The organism is Pseudomonas sp. BIGb0176 (assembly GCF_024810175.1).
GTDB lineage: Bacteria > Pseudomonadota > Gammaproteobacteria > Pseudomonadales > Pseudomonadaceae > Aquipseudomonas > Aquipseudomonas protegens.
Map to the genome: position 1 here is coordinate 1,425,749 of NZ_JANUEC010000001.1, position 16,564 is coordinate 1,442,312.

Annotated in this window: 13 protein-coding genes; 4 read left to right on the forward strand and 9 right to left on the reverse strand. The window is 58.3% G+C overall.

The features are described 5' to 3' along the window. Positions 1 to 19: 19 nt before the first annotated feature. Together M2395_RS06075 and M2395_RS06080 are read left to right on the forward strand one after the other, a co-directional pair. Positions 20 to 931 (forward strand): EAL domain-containing protein, encoded by a 912-nt coding sequence (locus M2395_RS06075; protein ID WP_185057786.1) that lies wholly within the window; start codon positions 20 to 22, stop codon positions 929 to 931. Positions 932 to 1,025: 94 nt separating this feature from the next. After that, entirely contained in the window at positions 1,026 to 4,667 is a 3,642-nt protein-coding gene (locus M2395_RS06080) for a transporter substrate-binding domain-containing protein (RefSeq protein WP_185057787.1), read from the forward strand. Between the two features lie 54 nt (positions 4,668 to 4,721). Here the strand turns inward: M2395_RS06080 and M2395_RS06085 are convergent, their stop codons facing one another. From M2395_RS06085 to M2395_RS06110, 6 genes are all read right to left on the reverse strand, one after another. Next, positions 4,722 to 5,351 (reverse strand): response regulator transcription factor, encoded by a 630-nt coding sequence (locus tag M2395_RS06085; RefSeq protein ID WP_065364027.1) that lies wholly within the window; start codon positions 5,349 to 5,351, stop codon positions 4,722 to 4,724. Positions 5,352 to 5,450: 99 nt separating this feature from the next. Further along, positions 5,451 to 6,317: a fimbrial protein gene (locus tag M2395_RS06090; protein ID WP_077934102.1), complete on the reverse strand. Its 867-nt coding sequence runs from the start codon at positions 6,315 to 6,317 to the stop codon at positions 5,451 to 5,453. Positions 6,318 to 6,479: 162 nt separating this feature from the next. Further along, on the reverse strand, positions 6,480 to 9,011 hold the full coding sequence (locus M2395_RS06095) for a fimbria/pilus outer membrane usher protein (protein WP_123430794.1): 2,532 nt from the start codon (positions 9,009 to 9,011) through the stop codon (positions 6,480 to 6,482). An 84-nt stretch (positions 9,012 to 9,095) separates the two neighbouring features. After that, positions 9,096 to 9,845 (reverse strand): molecular chaperone, encoded by a 750-nt coding sequence (locus tag M2395_RS06100; protein WP_309295698.1) that lies wholly within the window; start codon positions 9,843 to 9,845, stop codon positions 9,096 to 9,098. Between the two features lie 22 nt (positions 9,846 to 9,867). Then, a complete protein-coding gene (locus M2395_RS06105; RefSeq protein WP_405046089.1) occupies positions 9,868 to 10,437 on the reverse strand; it encodes a fimbrial protein in 570 nt (189 codons plus the stop codon). A 243-nt stretch (positions 10,438 to 10,680) separates the two neighbouring features. After that, a complete protein-coding gene (locus tag M2395_RS06110; protein WP_077934100.1) occupies positions 10,681 to 12,153 on the reverse strand; it encodes an aldehyde dehydrogenase in 1,473 nt (490 codons plus the stop codon). Between the two features lie 130 nt (positions 12,154 to 12,283). Between M2395_RS06110 and M2395_RS06115 the strand changes: the two genes are divergently transcribed. Next, the gene (locus M2395_RS06115; protein WP_065364024.1) at positions 12,284 to 13,201 is read left to right on the forward strand and encodes an AraC family transcriptional regulator; all 918 of its coding nucleotides are present in this window, start codon (positions 12,284 to 12,286) and stop codon (positions 13,199 to 13,201) included. 3 nt (positions 13,202 to 13,204) lie between these two features. Here M2395_RS06115 and M2395_RS06120 read toward each other — a convergent pair whose 3' ends face one another. The 3 genes from M2395_RS06120 to M2395_RS06130 form a co-directional block, all read right to left on the reverse strand. After that, on the reverse strand, positions 13,205 to 13,954 hold the full coding sequence (locus M2395_RS06120; RefSeq protein ID WP_065364023.1) for an SDR family NAD(P)-dependent oxidoreductase: 750 nt from the start codon (positions 13,952 to 13,954) through the stop codon (positions 13,205 to 13,207). Positions 13,955 to 14,118: 164 nt separating this feature from the next. Beyond that, positions 14,119 to 14,853: a response regulator transcription factor gene (locus M2395_RS06125; RefSeq protein ID WP_077934099.1), complete on the reverse strand. Its 735-nt coding sequence runs from the start codon at positions 14,851 to 14,853 to the stop codon at positions 14,119 to 14,121. 222 nt (positions 14,854 to 15,075) lie between these two features. Then, on the reverse strand, positions 15,076 to 15,501 hold the full coding sequence (locus M2395_RS06130; protein ID WP_123430796.1) for a response regulator transcription factor: 426 nt from the start codon (positions 15,499 to 15,501) through the stop codon (positions 15,076 to 15,078). A gap of 435 nt (positions 15,502 to 15,936) precedes the next feature. On the opposite strand from M2395_RS06130, the gene M2395_RS06135 reads away from it, so the two are divergent. Continuing rightward, the gene (locus M2395_RS06135) at positions 15,937 to 16,563 is read left to right on the forward strand and encodes a response regulator transcription factor (protein WP_015635577.1); all 627 of its coding nucleotides are present in this window, start codon (positions 15,937 to 15,939) and stop codon (positions 16,561 to 16,563) included. Position 16,564: the final 1 nt, after the last annotated feature.

Here is a 16,564-nt window from a genome sequence, read left to right on the forward strand (position 1 = left end):
TATTGGATCGTCGAGCGCCATGAAAAACTCCTTCCTCAACCGCACCGCCTTGCTTGACCGCGCGCCTGTGCCCGCGGCGCGGCGAGCGCAACACGGGACGCCCAGATCCGACGCCGGATCTTTCAGCCCTGTACCACTGGCCGCCCCCAGTGCCGATGAAGTGCTCCAGGGCCTCAGGCGCCACGAGTTCGTCGCCTATTACCAGCCCAAGCTGTCACTGCTCGATGGCAGGCTGGCCGGGGCCGAAGTCCTGGCGCGCTGGGACCACCCCGAGGCGGGGATACTGGCACCGGAGCATTTTCTGCCCGTGATGTGCCAGGCCGGCCTGGTGCACATGCTGTTTGCCCAGCTCTTCGAGCAGGGGCTGCAATTGCAGCAGATCCTCGCCGAACTGAGTGTGACCATGGAGCTGGCGTTCAACCTGGAGCCCCAGCAATTGAGCAACCCAGGGTTCAGCAAGGGTGTCAGCGATCTGTTGCGCGAGTACCGCTGCCCGGCCGAAGGCATCATGTTCGAACTGACCGAGACCGGCTCCATCCACTTGCCCGCCGTCAGCCTGAAGAACCTGCTGCAACTTCGGGTGCTGGGCTGCGGCTTGTCGATGGACGACTATGGTAGCGGCTTCTCTTCGCTGCAGCGGCTGTGCGACCTGCCGTTCAACCAGATCAAGCTGGACGCCTCGTTCGTGCGCAAGCTGGACTCCCATCCCACCTGCCGCAGTGTGGTGGAAAGCACTGTGCGGCTGGCCGCCACCCTGGGCCTGTCACTGGTGGTCGAGGGAGTGGAGACACCAAGGCAGATGAAGCAGCTCAAGGCCCTGGGTTGCCCCGTCGTCCAAGGTTTCGCCATCGGCCGGCCGATGCCGGAGCAGCACCTGATCAACTACTGCCTGCACAACGCCCGCTCGCGACGTTCCATAGCCTCTGCCTGAGTTGCTTGCCCATGCCTTGCGATCCATGGAGCCCGCGCCCCTTCATCTCGCCCCCCTAACCGACCGCTTTATCCCTGGTAGTCGTCCTATGTTCATGACCAAGTCACTGATCACGTCCTGCGTGTTTTGCCTGACCCTGCTGCTCGCCACCCGCAGCCACGCAGCGCCCGTGCCGGACCACCTGCACCTCACCAGCCAACTGGCCAGCGAGCCGCAGAAACTCCAGCTGGACGCCGAGGACTGGGCCTGGTTGCGGGAGAAGCGACGGCTGGTGTTGGGGATCGCCGGGCCTTCCTCCCTGCCCATGGATATCATCTACAGCAACGGTGACTACGAAGGGGTCAGCGCCGATGTGGTGGCCCTGCTGAAACAGCAGTTGAACATCGAGATCCAGGTACTGGGTTTCGATGACGCCCAAGATGCTCTGAGAGCCCTGCGGGCCGGCAAGGTCGACCTGCTCAGCCGCGCCAGCGACTACCAGCGCCAGACTCCAGCCACCGCCCTGAGCTTGCCCTATGCGCAGAACGCGCCTTCGCTCTATCGACGCCAGGGCGATGAGCGAAACCTGCCCGAGGACCTGCGGGGGATGACCATCGCCGTGGTCCAGGACTACCTGCCCGCGGAGCTGTTTCGCAGCCACTTCCCCGAGGCGCAGATTCTCAGCTACAGCAGCGCCGCCCAGGCCATGGCCGCGGTGGCCTTCCAGGGCGTTGACGGTTACATCGGCGACTCCCTGAGCGCCCACTATCTGATCAACCACAGCTTCTTCAACTACCTGAAATTCAGCCGTTTCATCGACCTGGAATCCGGGGGCTACGGCTTTCTCCTGCGCGCCGACGACCAGCGCCTGATGCACATCCTCAACCGCACCCTGACCTCGCTGGGCGCCTTGCGCATGAGCTTTATCGTCAAGCGCTGGACCGGTGGAGGCATCGTCATGCCCGAAGACCGGGTGGTCCTCGACGATCAGGAGCGGCGCTGGTTGGCTCGGCACCCGGTAGCCCGGCTGATGATCAACGACGACATGGCCCCCTCCGCATTCTTCGATGCCGACGGGCGCTTCAACGGGGTGATCTCCGACCTGTTCGAGATCATCACCCAGCGCACCGGCCTGCGCTTCGAGGTGCAGCGCACCTCCAGCTTCCAGGGCATCCAGAAAGCCTTGCGCAACGGCGAAACCGACCTCGCGGTGCTGACACCGAGCATCGAGCGTGAGGAAGCCTTCCGTTTCACTCACCCCTTTGCCACCAGCTCCTTTGTCCTGGTCACTGCCCAGGGCCGGCAGGACATCGCCAGCCTCGCTGCGCTGTCCGGGAAACGCCTGGCCATCGCCCGGGGACATGTACTGAGCGCCAGCCTGGGCGTCGATTACCCGCAGATTCATCTGCTACGCCCTTCCAACAACCTGGAGGCAATGAGCATGGTGGCCAGCGGGCAGGCAGACGCCGCCGTCATGGCGCTGTCCATGGCGCGCTACTACACCGCGCGCCTGTACGAAAAGAAACTGCGCATCGCCGCCATCCTCGACGGCGATGCCGCCACCGCCAGCTTCGCCATGCGCCGCGGTGACACCCAGCTGCAGTCGATCCTCGACAAGGCGATCCTGAGCATCCCGCCCGATGAATTGAACGCCATCACCATTCGCTGGCGGGCCAATGCCGCGATGAGTGGCCAGAGCTGGCGCGACTACGGGCGGGTAATACTGGAAATTCTCGGCTGCGCTCTACTGGTGATGACAGTGTTCATGATCCGCATCTTCCAGCTGCGCCGGCAGATCCGCCGGCGCCTGCTGGCAGAGAAAGCCCTGAGCGACCAGTTGCAGTTCCAGCGCACCCTGGACGACTCCATGCCCATTCCCATCTACGTGCGCGACCGCAAGGGCCGCCTGCTGTCCTGCAGCCGCAGCTATATGCAGGTGATGAACCTGCGTCAGGACCAGGTACTGGGCAAGACCGCCCTGGAGATGCCCATCGAGCACTTCGAGGTGGCCCTGGCCCTGCACAACAGCTACCTGCAAGCCATGGACAGCGGCATCACCATCGAACGCCAGTATCAGATCGTCATTGCCGGCAACAGCCTGTGCATCGAGCACTGGATCCAGCCATTTCGTGACTCCTCGGGCACTATCAAGGGAGTGATCTGTGGCTGGCAGGACATTTCCGAACACCAGCGCCTGGTCCACGACCTGCAACAGGCCAAGGGCCAGGCCGATGAAGCGAACCAGGCGAAAACCCAGTTCCTGGCCACCATCAGCCATGAAATACGCACCCCCATGAGCGCGGTGATCGGCACACTGGAGCTGGTCCTGAAACGGGCCGATCAAGGGGTGCTCGACCGCTACCACATCGATGTCGCCCACAGCGCGGCGAAGAACCTGCTAGAACTGCTGGGCAATACCCTGGACATCGTGCGTATCGAATCCGGGCGCCTGAGCTTCTTTCCCCGGCGTACCCGTCTCAAGGAACTGCTGGAGCCCGTGGCCCGGGTCTTCGAAGGCCTGGCGCAACAGAAGAGCCTGGAACTGCTGTTGGAAATGGACGCGGGCAGCAATCTCGATGTGCTGATCGACCCCATGCGTTTCAAGCAGGTGCTGACGAACCTGGTGAGCAATGCGATCAAGTTCACCGATCAGGGCCGGGTGAGCATCCGCCTTGAAAGCGCACTCGACGGCGAGCAGATGCTCGACATCAAGTTGCAAGTACAGGACACCGGCCGAGGCATCTCGGTGGAGGACCGCCAGTTGCTCTTCCGGCCTTTTGCCCAAGTGGCCCAACCCTCCCTCGGTGGCCAGGGCGGCAGCGGCCTGGGCCTGGTGGTATCGCGCTCGCTGTGCGAAATGATGGGCGGCGCCCTGGAGATGCTCAGCACCCCAGGCAAGGGAACCACAGTGACGGTCACCCTGCGCCTGAAAGTGCTGGAGCCGGTGCCCGAGGCCCCCGCGCCGACAATCAACAAGCTGCGGTTCGCAGCACAGCGGGCGACCCGGGTTCTGGTGGCTGACGACAACACCCCCAACCGGCAGATGCTGCGGGCCCAGTTGGAGTTCCTCGGCTGCCAGGCGGTGGAAGCCGAAAACGGCGTGCAGGCCTTGCAGCTATGGCAGCAGAAGGCGTTCGACCTGCTGATCACCGACTATCACATGCCACAGATGAATGGCGTTGAACTGGCCCTGGCCATTCGCCGCGAGGAGCATGAGCAGCAACGCCCGCGCACCCTGATTATCGGGCTGACCGCCGATGCCCAGCAGGAGGAAATAGAGCGCTGCATCAATGCCGGCATGCGCGACTGCCTGATCAAGCCGGTGAGCCTCGCGACCCTGGAGGAGCGCTTGTCGACCTTGCTGCCCCAGGACCAGGCCCAGACACTGGCCTACCAGGAATCCCCGCCGCCCGCCGACATCCTCCAGGCCCATGGCGATGCCAGCCAATCCCTCAACAAACTGAGCAGCAACCCGACACTTCAGGAACAGTTCCGCCTTGAACTGCTCAAGAGCAATCGCCGGGACCTCGAGGAGCTGCGGTGGTTGTGCGAAGAGATGAATGTCAACGCCCTGGTGCGCCTGTCGCATCGTATCCGTGGCAGTGCAGCCATCATGCGCAATGCCCGGCTGACGCAACTGTGCAAGGACCTGGAGCAGGCTTGCACGGAACACAATCCGGACACCTTGCCCGGCAGAACCGCGGAGCTGGAAGCCGAGCTGCTGCGGATCGAAAAGGCTTTCGCCCTGCCGCACTGAAGCCCAGGCAAAAAAAGGCCGGCGCAGGTTCTCCTGCGCCGGCCCTGCCGGGGGTCACACCAGGCCGTTGCGCTTGGCCAGTTCCACCATGGCGATCAGGTTTTCCACGCTGAGTTTCCTCTGCAGGCGCACCTTGTACGTACTGACCGTCTTGTGGCTGATCATCAACTGCTGGGCTATATCCTGGTTACCCATGCCACGGGCCAGCAGCTTGAGCACGGTAATCTCGCGATCGGACAGCTGTGCCAGCTTGAGGCTTTCCTGAGACGCAGCCTGGGAGTTGTCCCGCAGCATGTGAATCGTGTTCGCCGGAAAATAGCTGTATCCGGCCAGTACCGCCTTCACCGCCCCGGCCAGTTCATCGAGGCTGTCGTCCTTGCACACGAAACCTGCGGCTCCCGCCTGCAGCGAGCGCATGGCAAAGTTGCGGGCGTCGCCCGAGGTGAGGATCAGCACCTTGGTGGAGATACCGATGGAGGTCAGGTGCGCAATCACCGAAAGACCGTCCATCTTGGGGATGCTCAGGTCAAGCACGATCAGGTCAGGCAGCAACTTGCGGATGATTTCCAGGGCATCCACGCCGTTGTCGATTTCCGCCATGATGGTATGCCCTTCACTTTCGAGCATGACACGCACGGCCATGCGCATCAGTGGATGATCGTCGACTATGACTATGTTGCCCATGATTTGGTTGTTCCTGATTTCTTGACTCGGTGGATGATGCCGTAGGCGACTTGAGAATAATAGTGAATGCATGGCTTGAAAAAGATTATGCAAAACAGGCTAGTCACTAGTGACGGTAACTGAAACTGCCGCATTGCCTGCTCCTGGGATTACCTTGTCTTCGGTGCGGATATAACGAACGTCAAGCACTTTACTGATGTCTGTGGTGCCGGCCGGCGTATAGCCAATAACATTACTGGACGAGACGCCTAGATTAAGGAGCTTCCCGGCATTCATCAGTTGCAAGGTGACTCCCGAAGGTTGGGTGGCGTGAGTAGTAAATGTCAGGTTCGACGAGTTATTCCAGGGGGTGGCCATATCAATCATATTGACGCTGATTCTATTGCTGCTCATGCTGCTCTCGCAGCCTATATCCAGGCGGACTGTTCCCGCGTCCACCGTTGAGCCTCGAACTGGCAGTGCCGACAAACTGATTTTTTTCAGTTTCACTGGAGCATTATTATAAAGCTGGCAAGTTCTCGCCATGACCAGAAATGAAAAGTCCAGCGCCTTGGTTCCCCAATAACCGAAATTAACCGAAGGATCACCATTGTTGTAACTGAGCAGCCCGGCAAACAGATCTTGCCCGGTGATGCTGTACAAGCCCGGAAACAGCTTCTGCGACGGGGAATAATACCGCACATAAATGATCATCCCGAAGCCGGCAGTTCCTGTGCTGCTAACAGATACGGGCGTGCGGTTCAGGTCGCCCAAAGGGCGAGCTATATTATCCGGACCAGCAGCCTTGGCGATGAACATCACATCAGCGGAACTAGTCTTGTAAAGCTTGTAGTTGGCGCCCTCGAAATAGAGGGTCTTCCCCGAGTCGCCCGCGGTTGCATAGATGTTGTTAAAGTACTTCCCATATGCCACCAGACCGCTACAGGACACCAAGACCGTTGCTGATGCCCAATAACTGGAGAGCATTCCTGTCGCTCCTTGCGAGACTTCCGGTATCGCCGGTTGGAGCGTCTGGCCGAGCACCTGAGAACATCCGGCAATGGCGTACGGGACACCCCCCAGAACCATGCACAGCCATATTCTTGCAAAAAAAACACAAACCAGCTTCATCCACTTACCTCGAAGCCATCATTGGCTACTTGAACTAATTACTTCAGTGCTCGCCATCAAGGCCTTCGGAGTACTGCAGGAAAACTCAAACTTTTCGTAAATCATCTCTTTGTTCGCCGCGGGCAACTCATAATTCACCTTGCAGTGCTTTGTACCCCAGCGAACATCCAGCTCACCTTTATCCCCGATACCAAACAGCAACAGCCTGGACAAGTTGTCGACGACACCCAGCAAGTTTCCCTGGGAGTCATAGGCCTGAGCGCCAAATGGGATTTGCTGGCCATCTACTGTGCGCAGGTCGAACTGCAGGCGGCGCCCGGACGTGGACTCGAAGCGACTCTTGACTACCGCACCCCGGGTGGGCACCACCATGCGCGAACTTTCTTGTATTTCTACATCACTGCCCAGGGTGTCGCTGTCGAGGCTGATCCAGTTGTAGCGATAGGGTTGTACATAGGGAACGATGGCATAACCCTTGTCATCGGTACGTGTGACAGCGCTGCTATCGACCCCTACCCCCTTGACCCCGGACACCTCGACCAGGGCAAAGGTTTCCCCCACCGAGGGGCCCAAGGTGATGCCATTTGCGTGGGCCACCAGCGAACCCGCAGCGCCGAGGCTCATGTGCTTGCTGGCGGAGCCTTGGCCGTAATTGCCGCTGACCTTCGCTGCGGGTCCATCCCAGCTCAGGTCGAGGTTGGCGGAACGTCCACCCTGCCGGCTCTGGCTGCCCTGGACCGAGTAGTTCCAGGCATTTCGCTGATCCAAATTGCCCGAGACTCCAGTCTGGACCGACGAATCCCCCTGGGACGACGACGTCACACTGCTATAGGCCCGCTGGTGCCGGCCCGAGCCACCGAATGGCACGCTCAGCGATGCGCTGAGCTGGTTATCGGCGCCCTGCTCCATGCCCTGGCCTTCTGTACGCGACAGGGCCAGGTTGTAGCTGACGTCCAGATAGTTACCGTTGTAGCCGAACTGCCAGCGCCGGGTACTGCCCTGACGATTCCAGTAGCTGGTTTCCCCCATACTGGCGAACAGCGAACCCGATTGCCCCAGGGGTTGGTTGACGTTCAGGTCAAAGCGGCTTTTCTGCCGTCCGTAATGGCTCCCACCGACGTCGCCGGACTCCTCCACATGCTGGCTGAAGGTCCGGTAGTTCTCGGTGGAGTAGCGATAGCCAATCATGGTGAAGCTGGTATCGGTGGTGCCCAGGGTCTTGGAGTACAGAGCGCGGGCACTCTGCCCCCGGCTCACCTGGCCCCGCAGGCTCTCGGAACTGGATTGGGTCACGTCGAACGACACCCCGCCCCAGGGCGAGTTGATGCCCAGCCCCAGGTTCAGGGCCTTGTACCCCGTGGCCGCCAGCAGGCCGCCGTAACCGGTGAAGTTGTCGCTCATGCCATATACCAGGGTGCCTTGGCCGAATCCTGGCGCAGCCTGGTCATGGTTCTTGTATTGGCCAGCGGCAACACTGTAGCGAGCACTGCCGTTGCGGATCATGACCGGCAGATAGGAATAGGCCTGTGAATACTGCCGTTCGCGACCGTCAGCCTCGATGATCTTCACCACCAGGTCACCGTTGGAGCCACTGGGATAGATGTCCTGGATCTCGAAGGCGCCCGGCGAGACGCTGGTGGAGTAGATGACGTAGTTGTTCTGGATCACCTCCACCGTGGCGTTGGTCTCGGCAATGCCACGCACCACCGGTGCGTAACCGATTTCCTCATCCGACAACATGCTCAGCTCGGAACTGAGCTGCACCCCGCGAAAACGCACGCTGTCGAAGACCTCGCCCTGGGTGTACAACTCTCCCGCTGCAAACCGGCCGTTCAGAGAGGCAACATCCCGCTCGATGTAGCTGCGGTTGCTGCTGAAGGTGTCGCGCACACCGGTGTAACCCGACACTGAAGACTCGTTGCGTAACCGCCAGGCACCCAGGTTGAAACCGTTGCGCAACCCCAGGAAGCGGTAGTCGTTGTGGTAGCCCTGGCTGATATTGCGGTTGAAGTTCAACTGATAGTCGGTGAAGAGCGCGGTAACACCATCGTCCCACAGGGAGCGATCCACCGAATGACCGGCACCGCGCTGGATGTAGGCCTGGGGCACGCTGATCTTCAGGGCCAGAGCGCTGACATCAAACTCGACGCTGGCACCACTGACCAGCCTGGCAACGTCGATGATCGATTCATCGCTGCTGTCGGTAGCGATGAGCCGCTCTTGAGCAAGCCGCGAAGTATTGATGCCCATTGCTTTTAGAGTGCCCAGACTGATCTGCGGGCGTACTTCAGGCGAGTTGCCTGTTGCAATGAAGGTGACACTCTGCCGAACTACCATCGCTTGATTGAGATAGATATCGAGATTGTAGTTTCCGGGGGAAATACCACTACCCGATTCGAAGTACTTCAACTCTACCGGGGCTCCACCCTTGTTCAGGAAAACCTCATTGAACTCTACTGACAACGCGGCCACAGGCGTGGCCATGCTCATGAAAAATAAAAAGGAACAACCTGTATTCTTCAGATTGAGCTTTTTCCTGAAAACGTGCACAGGCGCAATCCCTTATACCAGTGATTGAACATCAGCCTGCTCTCTACAAAGCAAGTATCGAATAAACCAGCGAGGCAGCCACTTTCAATAAGTGACAGTCGCTGTACCCTTGATTGGAGTGCCGTAGTCGTTAATGCTATGAAACTCAACGAGCGCCCGCTGGCTTGGCTGAGCCGTAGGCTCTCCCGTCACAGCAAACTTGCTGACACTTCCGGGCGTCACCATATCCAACTCAACGGGGTATTTCTTTTCGCCCACACTTAACACTCCCGAACTAAAGGAGATGTGATAAGGCGAACCATTAGAAACTTGCAAATAGCTCTTCCCATTCTCGCGAAGCATTTTCCACTTCAAGTTGCCGACTGCCTCCTGGGAGTTTTCCGTCAGGTTTTTCGGGCGATAGAACACCTTGATGCGCTGACGCACGGCAATTTGCAGGGTATTTTGTTCCGCTGACTTTTGCGGGATTTCCTGTACGTTCAACCAGAAGATCGACTCTTTATCAGTTGGTAAACCCTTGCCGTAATAAAAGATCCTCAACATCTGTTGGTTATTCCCGGCAAGGCGACTCAAGGAAGGGGTCAGAGCAAAGGGAATATTCTGTTCATTATGCAGTTCATTGGATTCCAGCCAGGATTGAATCATGATGTCCTGCGAACCAGTGTTCCTGATCAGGATTGAAACTTCCTTGCTTTTTTCCGGGTATATCACTCGAGTTCCATCGAGGGTAATTCCGGCACAGGCAAGGCTACTGCCGAGCAAGGCGAAGCCCAGCAGCAAGTATCTGGAAATTGCGTTCATTGAATAGGCACCACTCGTGAGCAAGAGAGGCATGTTCAGCCTCTCTTTTTTACTATTACCTGTAAGTCAAGCTAAACGGCAGGGTGCCATTAGCCTGGCCTGCGACAAAATCTTCAGTATTGGCAACATAACCGGCACGCAAGCTGATGCTACTCTTATAAGTGCCAGTACTTGGAGGTGACTGAGTCAATGTTCCACTGATGATTTCGTTCGCGGACATATTTACTATTTTATTATTTTCATTATAGATCGCGATACCTACACCTTTGCCCGCCCCCTGAGTTTTCAAGAGTCTGGGGTCCTTGAGATCAATGCCAGAACCGGCAGCAGGGTCAAACTTCATATCAACTGTGCTAAGACCCGATCCGGTTGAGCCGCAGTCCAGATTTAGATTGATTCGGACAGTTGAGGCGATAGTACCCTCTGCGGGGGTTTTTATTGAATCAATACTGACTTTCCCCAAAGGCACGGTAATAGTTTGAGCACCACCTCCGACTGTGCCTCCGCCGGCTGTAATGCTGCACGATACGCTGCTGATTTCACCCGTGAAGTTGATTGTCCCGTCAGCCGCCATTGCGGAACTGGCAACAAGGCCAGAGGCAGTAATTGCCAGAATAGCTCTCATGGGATTGAACACTGTCATTTCCTTGGTCTGTGTAAGTTGATGGCTTTAATTGTTCCTTAAAGGAAGCGAGCAAATTCTTACCCAGGACAGAAAGTGCAACAATCGTAGGAATCGCCCTACATCTAAAGATAAATCATCTAAATATGTAGGACTAATCCTACAAACCTATAGCTTGTTTAATTGATTACAAAAGAAAAACCGCCTGCTCCCGGAGGGAACAGGCGGTTTAATGACACTCGCGATTCAGCGCGGTGCAAACCAGGGCGCCGGCACCTCAGCCTGGACCGTGATGGTCTTGATCTGGGTGTAGGCATTCAGGGTTTCGCGGCTGAACTCGCGGCCAATACCGCTGTTCTTGTAACCACCGAACGCCGTGCCGTCGCTGATGTTGGAGTAGCGATTGATCCACACTGAACCGGCCTCCAGGCGATTGGCGGTATCCATGGCGTGCTTCAGGTTGCTGGTGTAGATACCGGCGGCCAGACCGTATTCGGAGTCATTGGCCTGGGCGATCATCTGCTCGTAATCGCTCCAGCGGATCAGTGACAGTACGGGGCCGAAGATCTCTTCCCGGCAGATGCGCATGTCATTGCGGACCTCGAAAACCGTGGGCTGGATAAAGTAGCCCGCTGGGCAATCCGGCACCTCGACCCGGGCTCCGCCCACCAGCAGCTCAGCCCCCTCCTGCACTCCGAGGGCAATGTACTCCAGGACTTTTTCACCCTGCCTGGCCGATACCAGGCAACTGACCCGCGCATTTTCATCCAGCGGCGAACCCACGCTGACGCGCTGGAATGACTCGATCAGCTTTTGCTTGAACGTCTCGAAGATAGCGTCATGGACGAACAGCCGAGTGCCAGCCAGGCATGACTGCCCGTTATTGTGGATCGCTGCGAAGGTGGCGTTGTCTACCACGGCATCCAGGTCATCGATATCCGGGAACACGATGTTGGCGCTCTTGCCACCCAGTTCCAGGGTCGCCGGCACCAGCCGGTCGGCCGCTACTCGCGCAACGATGCGCCCCACTTCGGTGCTGCCGGTAAAGGACAGCTTGCGCACCTTGGGGTGCTGGCTCAGGGCTGCACCTACGACTTCCCCCAGGCCGGTGACGATATTGACCACCCCAGCCGGGAAAATCCGCGTGATGTGCTTGCCCAGTTCCAGGGTCGACAGCGAAGCATTTTCATCCGGCTTGAGCACCACGGTGTTGCCAGCCGCCAGGGCTGGCGCCAGCTTGAACGATGCCATGATCGCCGGCGCATTCCAGGGGATGATCTGCCCGCACACCCCCAGGGGCTCGCGCTTGCCCAGGGCGTAGCCACCGGGGATCTCTCGGCCATGGTCTTCATGGGCCATGATCACCGAGGCAAAGTAGCGGTAGTGACGTACCGCAGTCAGGTAATCCTTGCGTACCTCGCTGATGCAACGCCCCACGTCATGGGCATCGATCCACGCCAAGCGTTCACTGTCCGCCTCCACCGCGTCGGCCAGGGCATTGAGCAATCGACCCCGTTCCTGCTGACCCAAAGCATTCCATCCGGCAAAGGCCGCCTGCGCCGCATTCACCGCTCGATCGACATCTTGAGCGTCACAGTAATGAATAGTCGCCAGGCACTTTCCGGTGGCCGGATCCAGGGCGGGCAATGGCTGTTTGTCACGACTCTCAAATACACCGTTAATCAACGGACCATAGACTTCGTCTAATTGGATATTCATGTTTATTCCTTTTCAAGTTACAACTTTCATAACGATTTCGGGCAAGTCGATGCGCGACTTTATATATCCATCAGGATAATCACGGTGTTAACATTCATCTCCCATTTTCAAAATCCCCAAAGGGCAACCAATGGATCCGCTTTCAGGCGTTCTTTCTTTATTGCGAATTCGCAACTATCACTCCGCAACATTAAGAATGGCGGGTGATTGGGCGTTCAGTTTTCCCGAGAATGCCGGAATCAAGTTCACTACCGTAGTTCAAGGTGGCTGCTGGCTATTAGTTGCAGGCGAACAACAACCGCAACGCTTGCAACAAGGTGACTGTTTCCTCATGACCCGGGGCGTGCCCTTTGCCCTTTACAGCGATATGAACCAGGTCCCGATGGATTCCGCCTCCTACTTCCAACGGATCGCTGAAGACGAAATCACCCTTGACTACTGCGGCGCCGATACCCAATTGGTGGGCGGACGCTTCGAGTTCACCGGGGTCCCGGCCCAAGTCCTGCTCAGCACCCTACCGTCCCTGGTGCACCTGACCGGTGTCTCGGCCCAGGCCTCGATTCTGCGCTGGGCCCTGGAGCGCTTTACTTCGGAACTGCACCAGCACAAGCCGGGACGTTCATTGATGACCGAACACCTGGCCCACATCATGCTGGTGGAGGTGCTGCGTGCTCACCTGGGAACCCTGGGCAGCGATGGCACCGGCTGGTTCGCCGGCCTGGCCGACCGACACCTGAGTGCCGCCATCAGTGCACTGCATGGTGAGCCAGCGCGGCGCTGGAGCGTGGAAGAACTGGCACGCCTGGCCAACATGTCGCGCTCGGCCTTTGCCCAGCGGTTCAAGACCGTAGTCGGGGTTGCTCCCATGGAATACCTGACCCGCTGGCGAATGCTGCTGGCCAGCGACCGCTTGCGCAATTCCGACGACAGTATCTCCAGCATCGCCTTCTCCCTGGGTTATGAGTCCGAAAGCGCCTTCAGTACCGCCTTCAAGCGCGTGATGAGCGAAGCCCCGCGCCATTATCAGCGCGGCCAGCAGAGCCTGTAGCGCTCAGCGCAAACCACCGCCGATGACCAGGGTTTCGCCAGTGATCCAACTGGCATCGTCCGAGGCCAGGAAGGCCACCGCCGGCGAAATGTCCCGAGGTACGCCAATGCGCCCCAGGGGCGTGAGTGTCTCGATCTTGGTGCGGAACTCATCTGCGAAGAAGCCGCTGGAGAGCACCCCCTCAGTCATCACAAGTCCCGGGTTGACCGAATTGACCCGGATGTTCCTGGGGCCCAGCTCATTGGCCAGGGTGCGAGTTATCGCATCCACCGCGCCCTTGGAAGCGGTGTAGATCGCCGAATTGGCAGGGGTGAAGGAGGTGACGCTGGAACTGACATTGATGATGCTCGCCCCTTGTGGGTTGAAGCAGTCCAACGCCGCCTGGCAACACAGAATCAGACCCAATACGTTCAGGTCGAAATGCCGGTGGAACTCATCTTCAGTGACCTGCGCCAGTGAGCCGGTGGAATAGACCCCGGCGTTATTGACCAGGATATCGAGGCGGCCGTACAGATGCTCTATGGTCTTGAACAGGGTCTTGACCTCAAGGCTCCTGGCCACATCGGCCTGGATCGCATAGGCCCTACCGCCCTGCTCCAAGATCTGCGCCACCACAGCGTCGGCGTCGGCCTTGCTGCGAGCGTAGTTGACGATCACCGTGGCGCCGTTGCGAGCCAACTGCTTGGCGATGTCCGCGCCAATACCCTTGGAAGCCCCTGTCACCAGGGCAACTTTCTTTTCCAATTTTTTCATGCTTGAACTTTCCCTTCGGGGTTCAATGACCCAATTGCCCGGGGGCACTGGACGAGAGGTTCAGCTTAAGCATGGGGTACGAGGCTGTTAATGGCTGAGAAGCCAGGAAACTTGCGTCAGCGTCCAGAGCGTTCATCGGCGATCTGGACAGTGCTCCGGGCCAATTAAGGGGGCAGTTGGGTCGCGTCGTCCTGGGCACGCTCGTCTGCCGGCTCGCGGGAAGCAATATGCAGGTCCAGCTTGCGCTGCACCTTGAACAGCTCGGCGTCGGTGCGGATCCCCAGCTTTCTGAACGCGGCCTGCTTCTGCCCGCTGATGGTCTTGATGCTGCGGGAAAACTTGCTGGCGATCTGGGAGATCCGCAGGCCATCCAGAAAGCAGCGCAAGACTTCGTTCTCCTTGGGGGACAGGGTCTCAAGGCTGGTCAATGGCGGGCTGCCCGGCTCGGCGGCGGGGCCGATTGGCGGGTGCTGCACGGCGAAAGCCAGCAACGGCGACAGATAGAGCCGCTTGCTGGCTACCGTGCGGATGGCCGGAATCAGGTCGTCCAGGGATTGTGATTTGCCGAGAAAGCCATTGGCTCCGATATCGATGATCTGCTTGACGAAAAACGGCGTCTCGGTGGCCGAGGACACCAGGATCAGCAAATGCGGGTATTTGTTGCGCAACAGGCGGATCAGGCGCAGGCCATCCAGGTCGCATTCCTGCAGCTGGTAATCGAGCACCAGCAGGTCCAGTTCGGTATCACGCAGAGCCGAGATCAGCTCGCCGCTGCTGGCATACAAACCCACCAGCTGGAAATCCGCCACGCTCTGCAGCTGTAGCTGCATTGCCATGCGAATCAATGCGTGATCGTCCAGCACTGCGATGCGCAAGGGCTTGTTAACGACAAGTGACATAGCGCCTCCAGAACGTTCGATGGTGGTCTTCAGAACTGGATATTCCATCCTCTCAAGCCTCTAGTCCGAGTGGTCCTGGCCCACCGACCGTCACGGCCTTGCGACAGTCTTTCAGGTCACCAGTGCCGGGTACTCTAGAGCGCCGGCCGCCTCGCCATAACAAGAAACGTCTTGAAGTTTTCCAAAGAAAATCTTGAATCGAGGGCGACGCGGCCTGTTCGGCTAGGCGTCGTAGAGTGGCTTTTCCATGCTTGCCCGGCCATCGCTGAGCATGGCATAGCGCTCGCCGCGGGCCAGGCTTCGCAGCGCATCAGCGTAGTCCGGCAAAGACTGCGTCTTGGACATCACCCCATGTGCGCCCACGGCCTGCAGCTGCGAGGCAATTACAGGATCGGGACGGTTCAGCAGCACGAGTATTTTCAGACCGGGGTAGCGGGTGATCAAGTTTCGTACCAGATGAACCGGGTCGCTATCCATCAGGTGGCCGATCATCAGCACGTCCAGCTGGTTTTGTTCCAGGGCCTCCAACATGTCGGCGAAATTGAAGAACTCGCTCAGGCACAGAACCGACTGCCTGGACAGATGCTTGTACAGACCGTGGCGGACAATATTATGTTGCTCCAGTACCCCTACCCTTAACTTCAACATCGCTTGGTTCGACCTCTGAAAAATAGTGGGCCGTCACACCGCTGGCACAGTGCACTAGAATGCTGCCCGCCACTCAGGCTCGCCCTGTGCCTGGCTGAATGACAGGGCAAGATAAGCTCTGCGTTGTGGGTGGGATGTAGGAATAGTCTTGAATTGCATTCATCTAGTCGAGATCGCTGCCAAGAGCCCGTCAACCCGAAGCAATGGATTCGAAAACAGGAATTTTCTTGGCAGTACTCAGGTTGCTTCCTGCTAGCCTGCCAGTGACATTCTGATGACCCTGAAGGGCTTATTCGGCATCATTTTCTTATTTGAACTTTCCGCAAATCCGCCCTAGGTCAGAGAAAATTCTCAACCAGCCTCAGATTTCATCAAGGCGCTGACCGTTATTGGCTCACTTAATTACCTAGATATTTTGATTCTGGATAACCTGGCATGAGTAAAAGTGTACTGATCGTCGATGATCACCCGGTCGTCTGTGAGGCGATTCGCAAAACCCTGGAGACCCAGGGCTACACCATTGTTGGCGAAACGGCCGACGGTATCAGCGCTCTGAACATGATCCTGTCGCTGAGGCCCGACATCGTGATCCTGGACGTCAGCCTGGAGAAAATGGACGGCCTTACGGTGCTCAAGCGCATCGCCCAGGCGAACCTGGATGTGCGAGTGCTGGTGTTCACCGCCCAGTCCGTCGACACCTATGCCATGCGCTGCCTGCAGGCCGGAGCCAGTGGTTTCGTGAGCAAGAACGAACCCCTGACCAAACTGCTCAAGGCAGTGGACACTATCGTCGAGGGCTATGTTTTCTTCCCAAAGAAGTCGATGCCGTTCAGCGATGGCGGCCGCGGCAAACACAGCAGCGACGTCCTGGCGGCGCTGACCAATCGCGAACTGGAAGTCCTCAAGCTGCTCGCTGAGGGTCTGACCAATCTTGAGATCGCCGAGAAACTGCACCTGAGCAACAAGACCGTCAGCGGCCACAAGATCAATATCTTGAGCAAGCTTGGGGTCACTTCGGTGGTGGATCTGGTGAACATCGCCAGGCAGAACGAACTGGTCTGAG

Coding starts and splice junctions, on each gene's coding strand:
- M2395_RS06120 (WP_065364023.1), bottom strand. CDS start 13,954: ATGAAAAAATTGGAAAAGAAAGTTGCCCTGGTGACAGGGGCTTCCAAG.
- M2395_RS06080 (WP_185057787.1), top strand. CDS start 1,026: ATGACCAAGTCACTGATCACGTCCTGCGTGTTTTGCCTGACCCTGCTG.
- M2395_RS06105 (WP_405046089.1), bottom strand. CDS start 10,437: ATGAGAGCTATTCTGGCAATTACTGCCTCTGGCCTTGTTGCCAGTTCC.
- M2395_RS06085 (WP_065364027.1), bottom strand. CDS start 5,351: ATGGGCAACATAGTCATAGTCGACGATCATCCACTGATGCGCATGGCC.
- M2395_RS06090 (WP_077934102.1), bottom strand. CDS start 6,317: ATGCTCTCCAGTTATTGGGCATCAGCAACGGTCTTGGTGTCCTGTAGC.
- M2395_RS06100 (WP_309295698.1), bottom strand. CDS start 9,845: ATGCCTCTCTTGCTCACGAGTGGTGCCTATTCAATGAACGCAATTTCC.
- M2395_RS06135 (WP_015635577.1), top strand. CDS start 15,937: ATGAGTAAAAGTGTACTGATCGTCGATGATCACCCGGTCGTCTGTGAG.
- M2395_RS06115 (WP_065364024.1), top strand. CDS start 12,284: ATGGATCCGCTTTCAGGCGTTCTTTCTTTATTGCGAATTCGCAACTAT.
- M2395_RS06130 (WP_123430796.1), bottom strand. CDS start 15,501: ATGTTGAAGTTAAGGGTAGGGGTACTGGAGCAACATAATATTGTCCGC.
- M2395_RS06110 (WP_077934100.1), bottom strand. CDS start 12,153: ATGAATATCCAATTAGACGAAGTCTATGGTCCGTTGATTAACGGTGTA.
- M2395_RS06125 (WP_077934099.1), bottom strand. CDS start 14,853: ATGTCACTTGTCGTTAACAAGCCCTTGCGCATCGCAGTGCTGGACGAT.
- M2395_RS06075 (WP_185057786.1), top strand. CDS start 20: ATGAAAAACTCCTTCCTCAACCGCACCGCCTTGCTTGACCGCGCGCCT.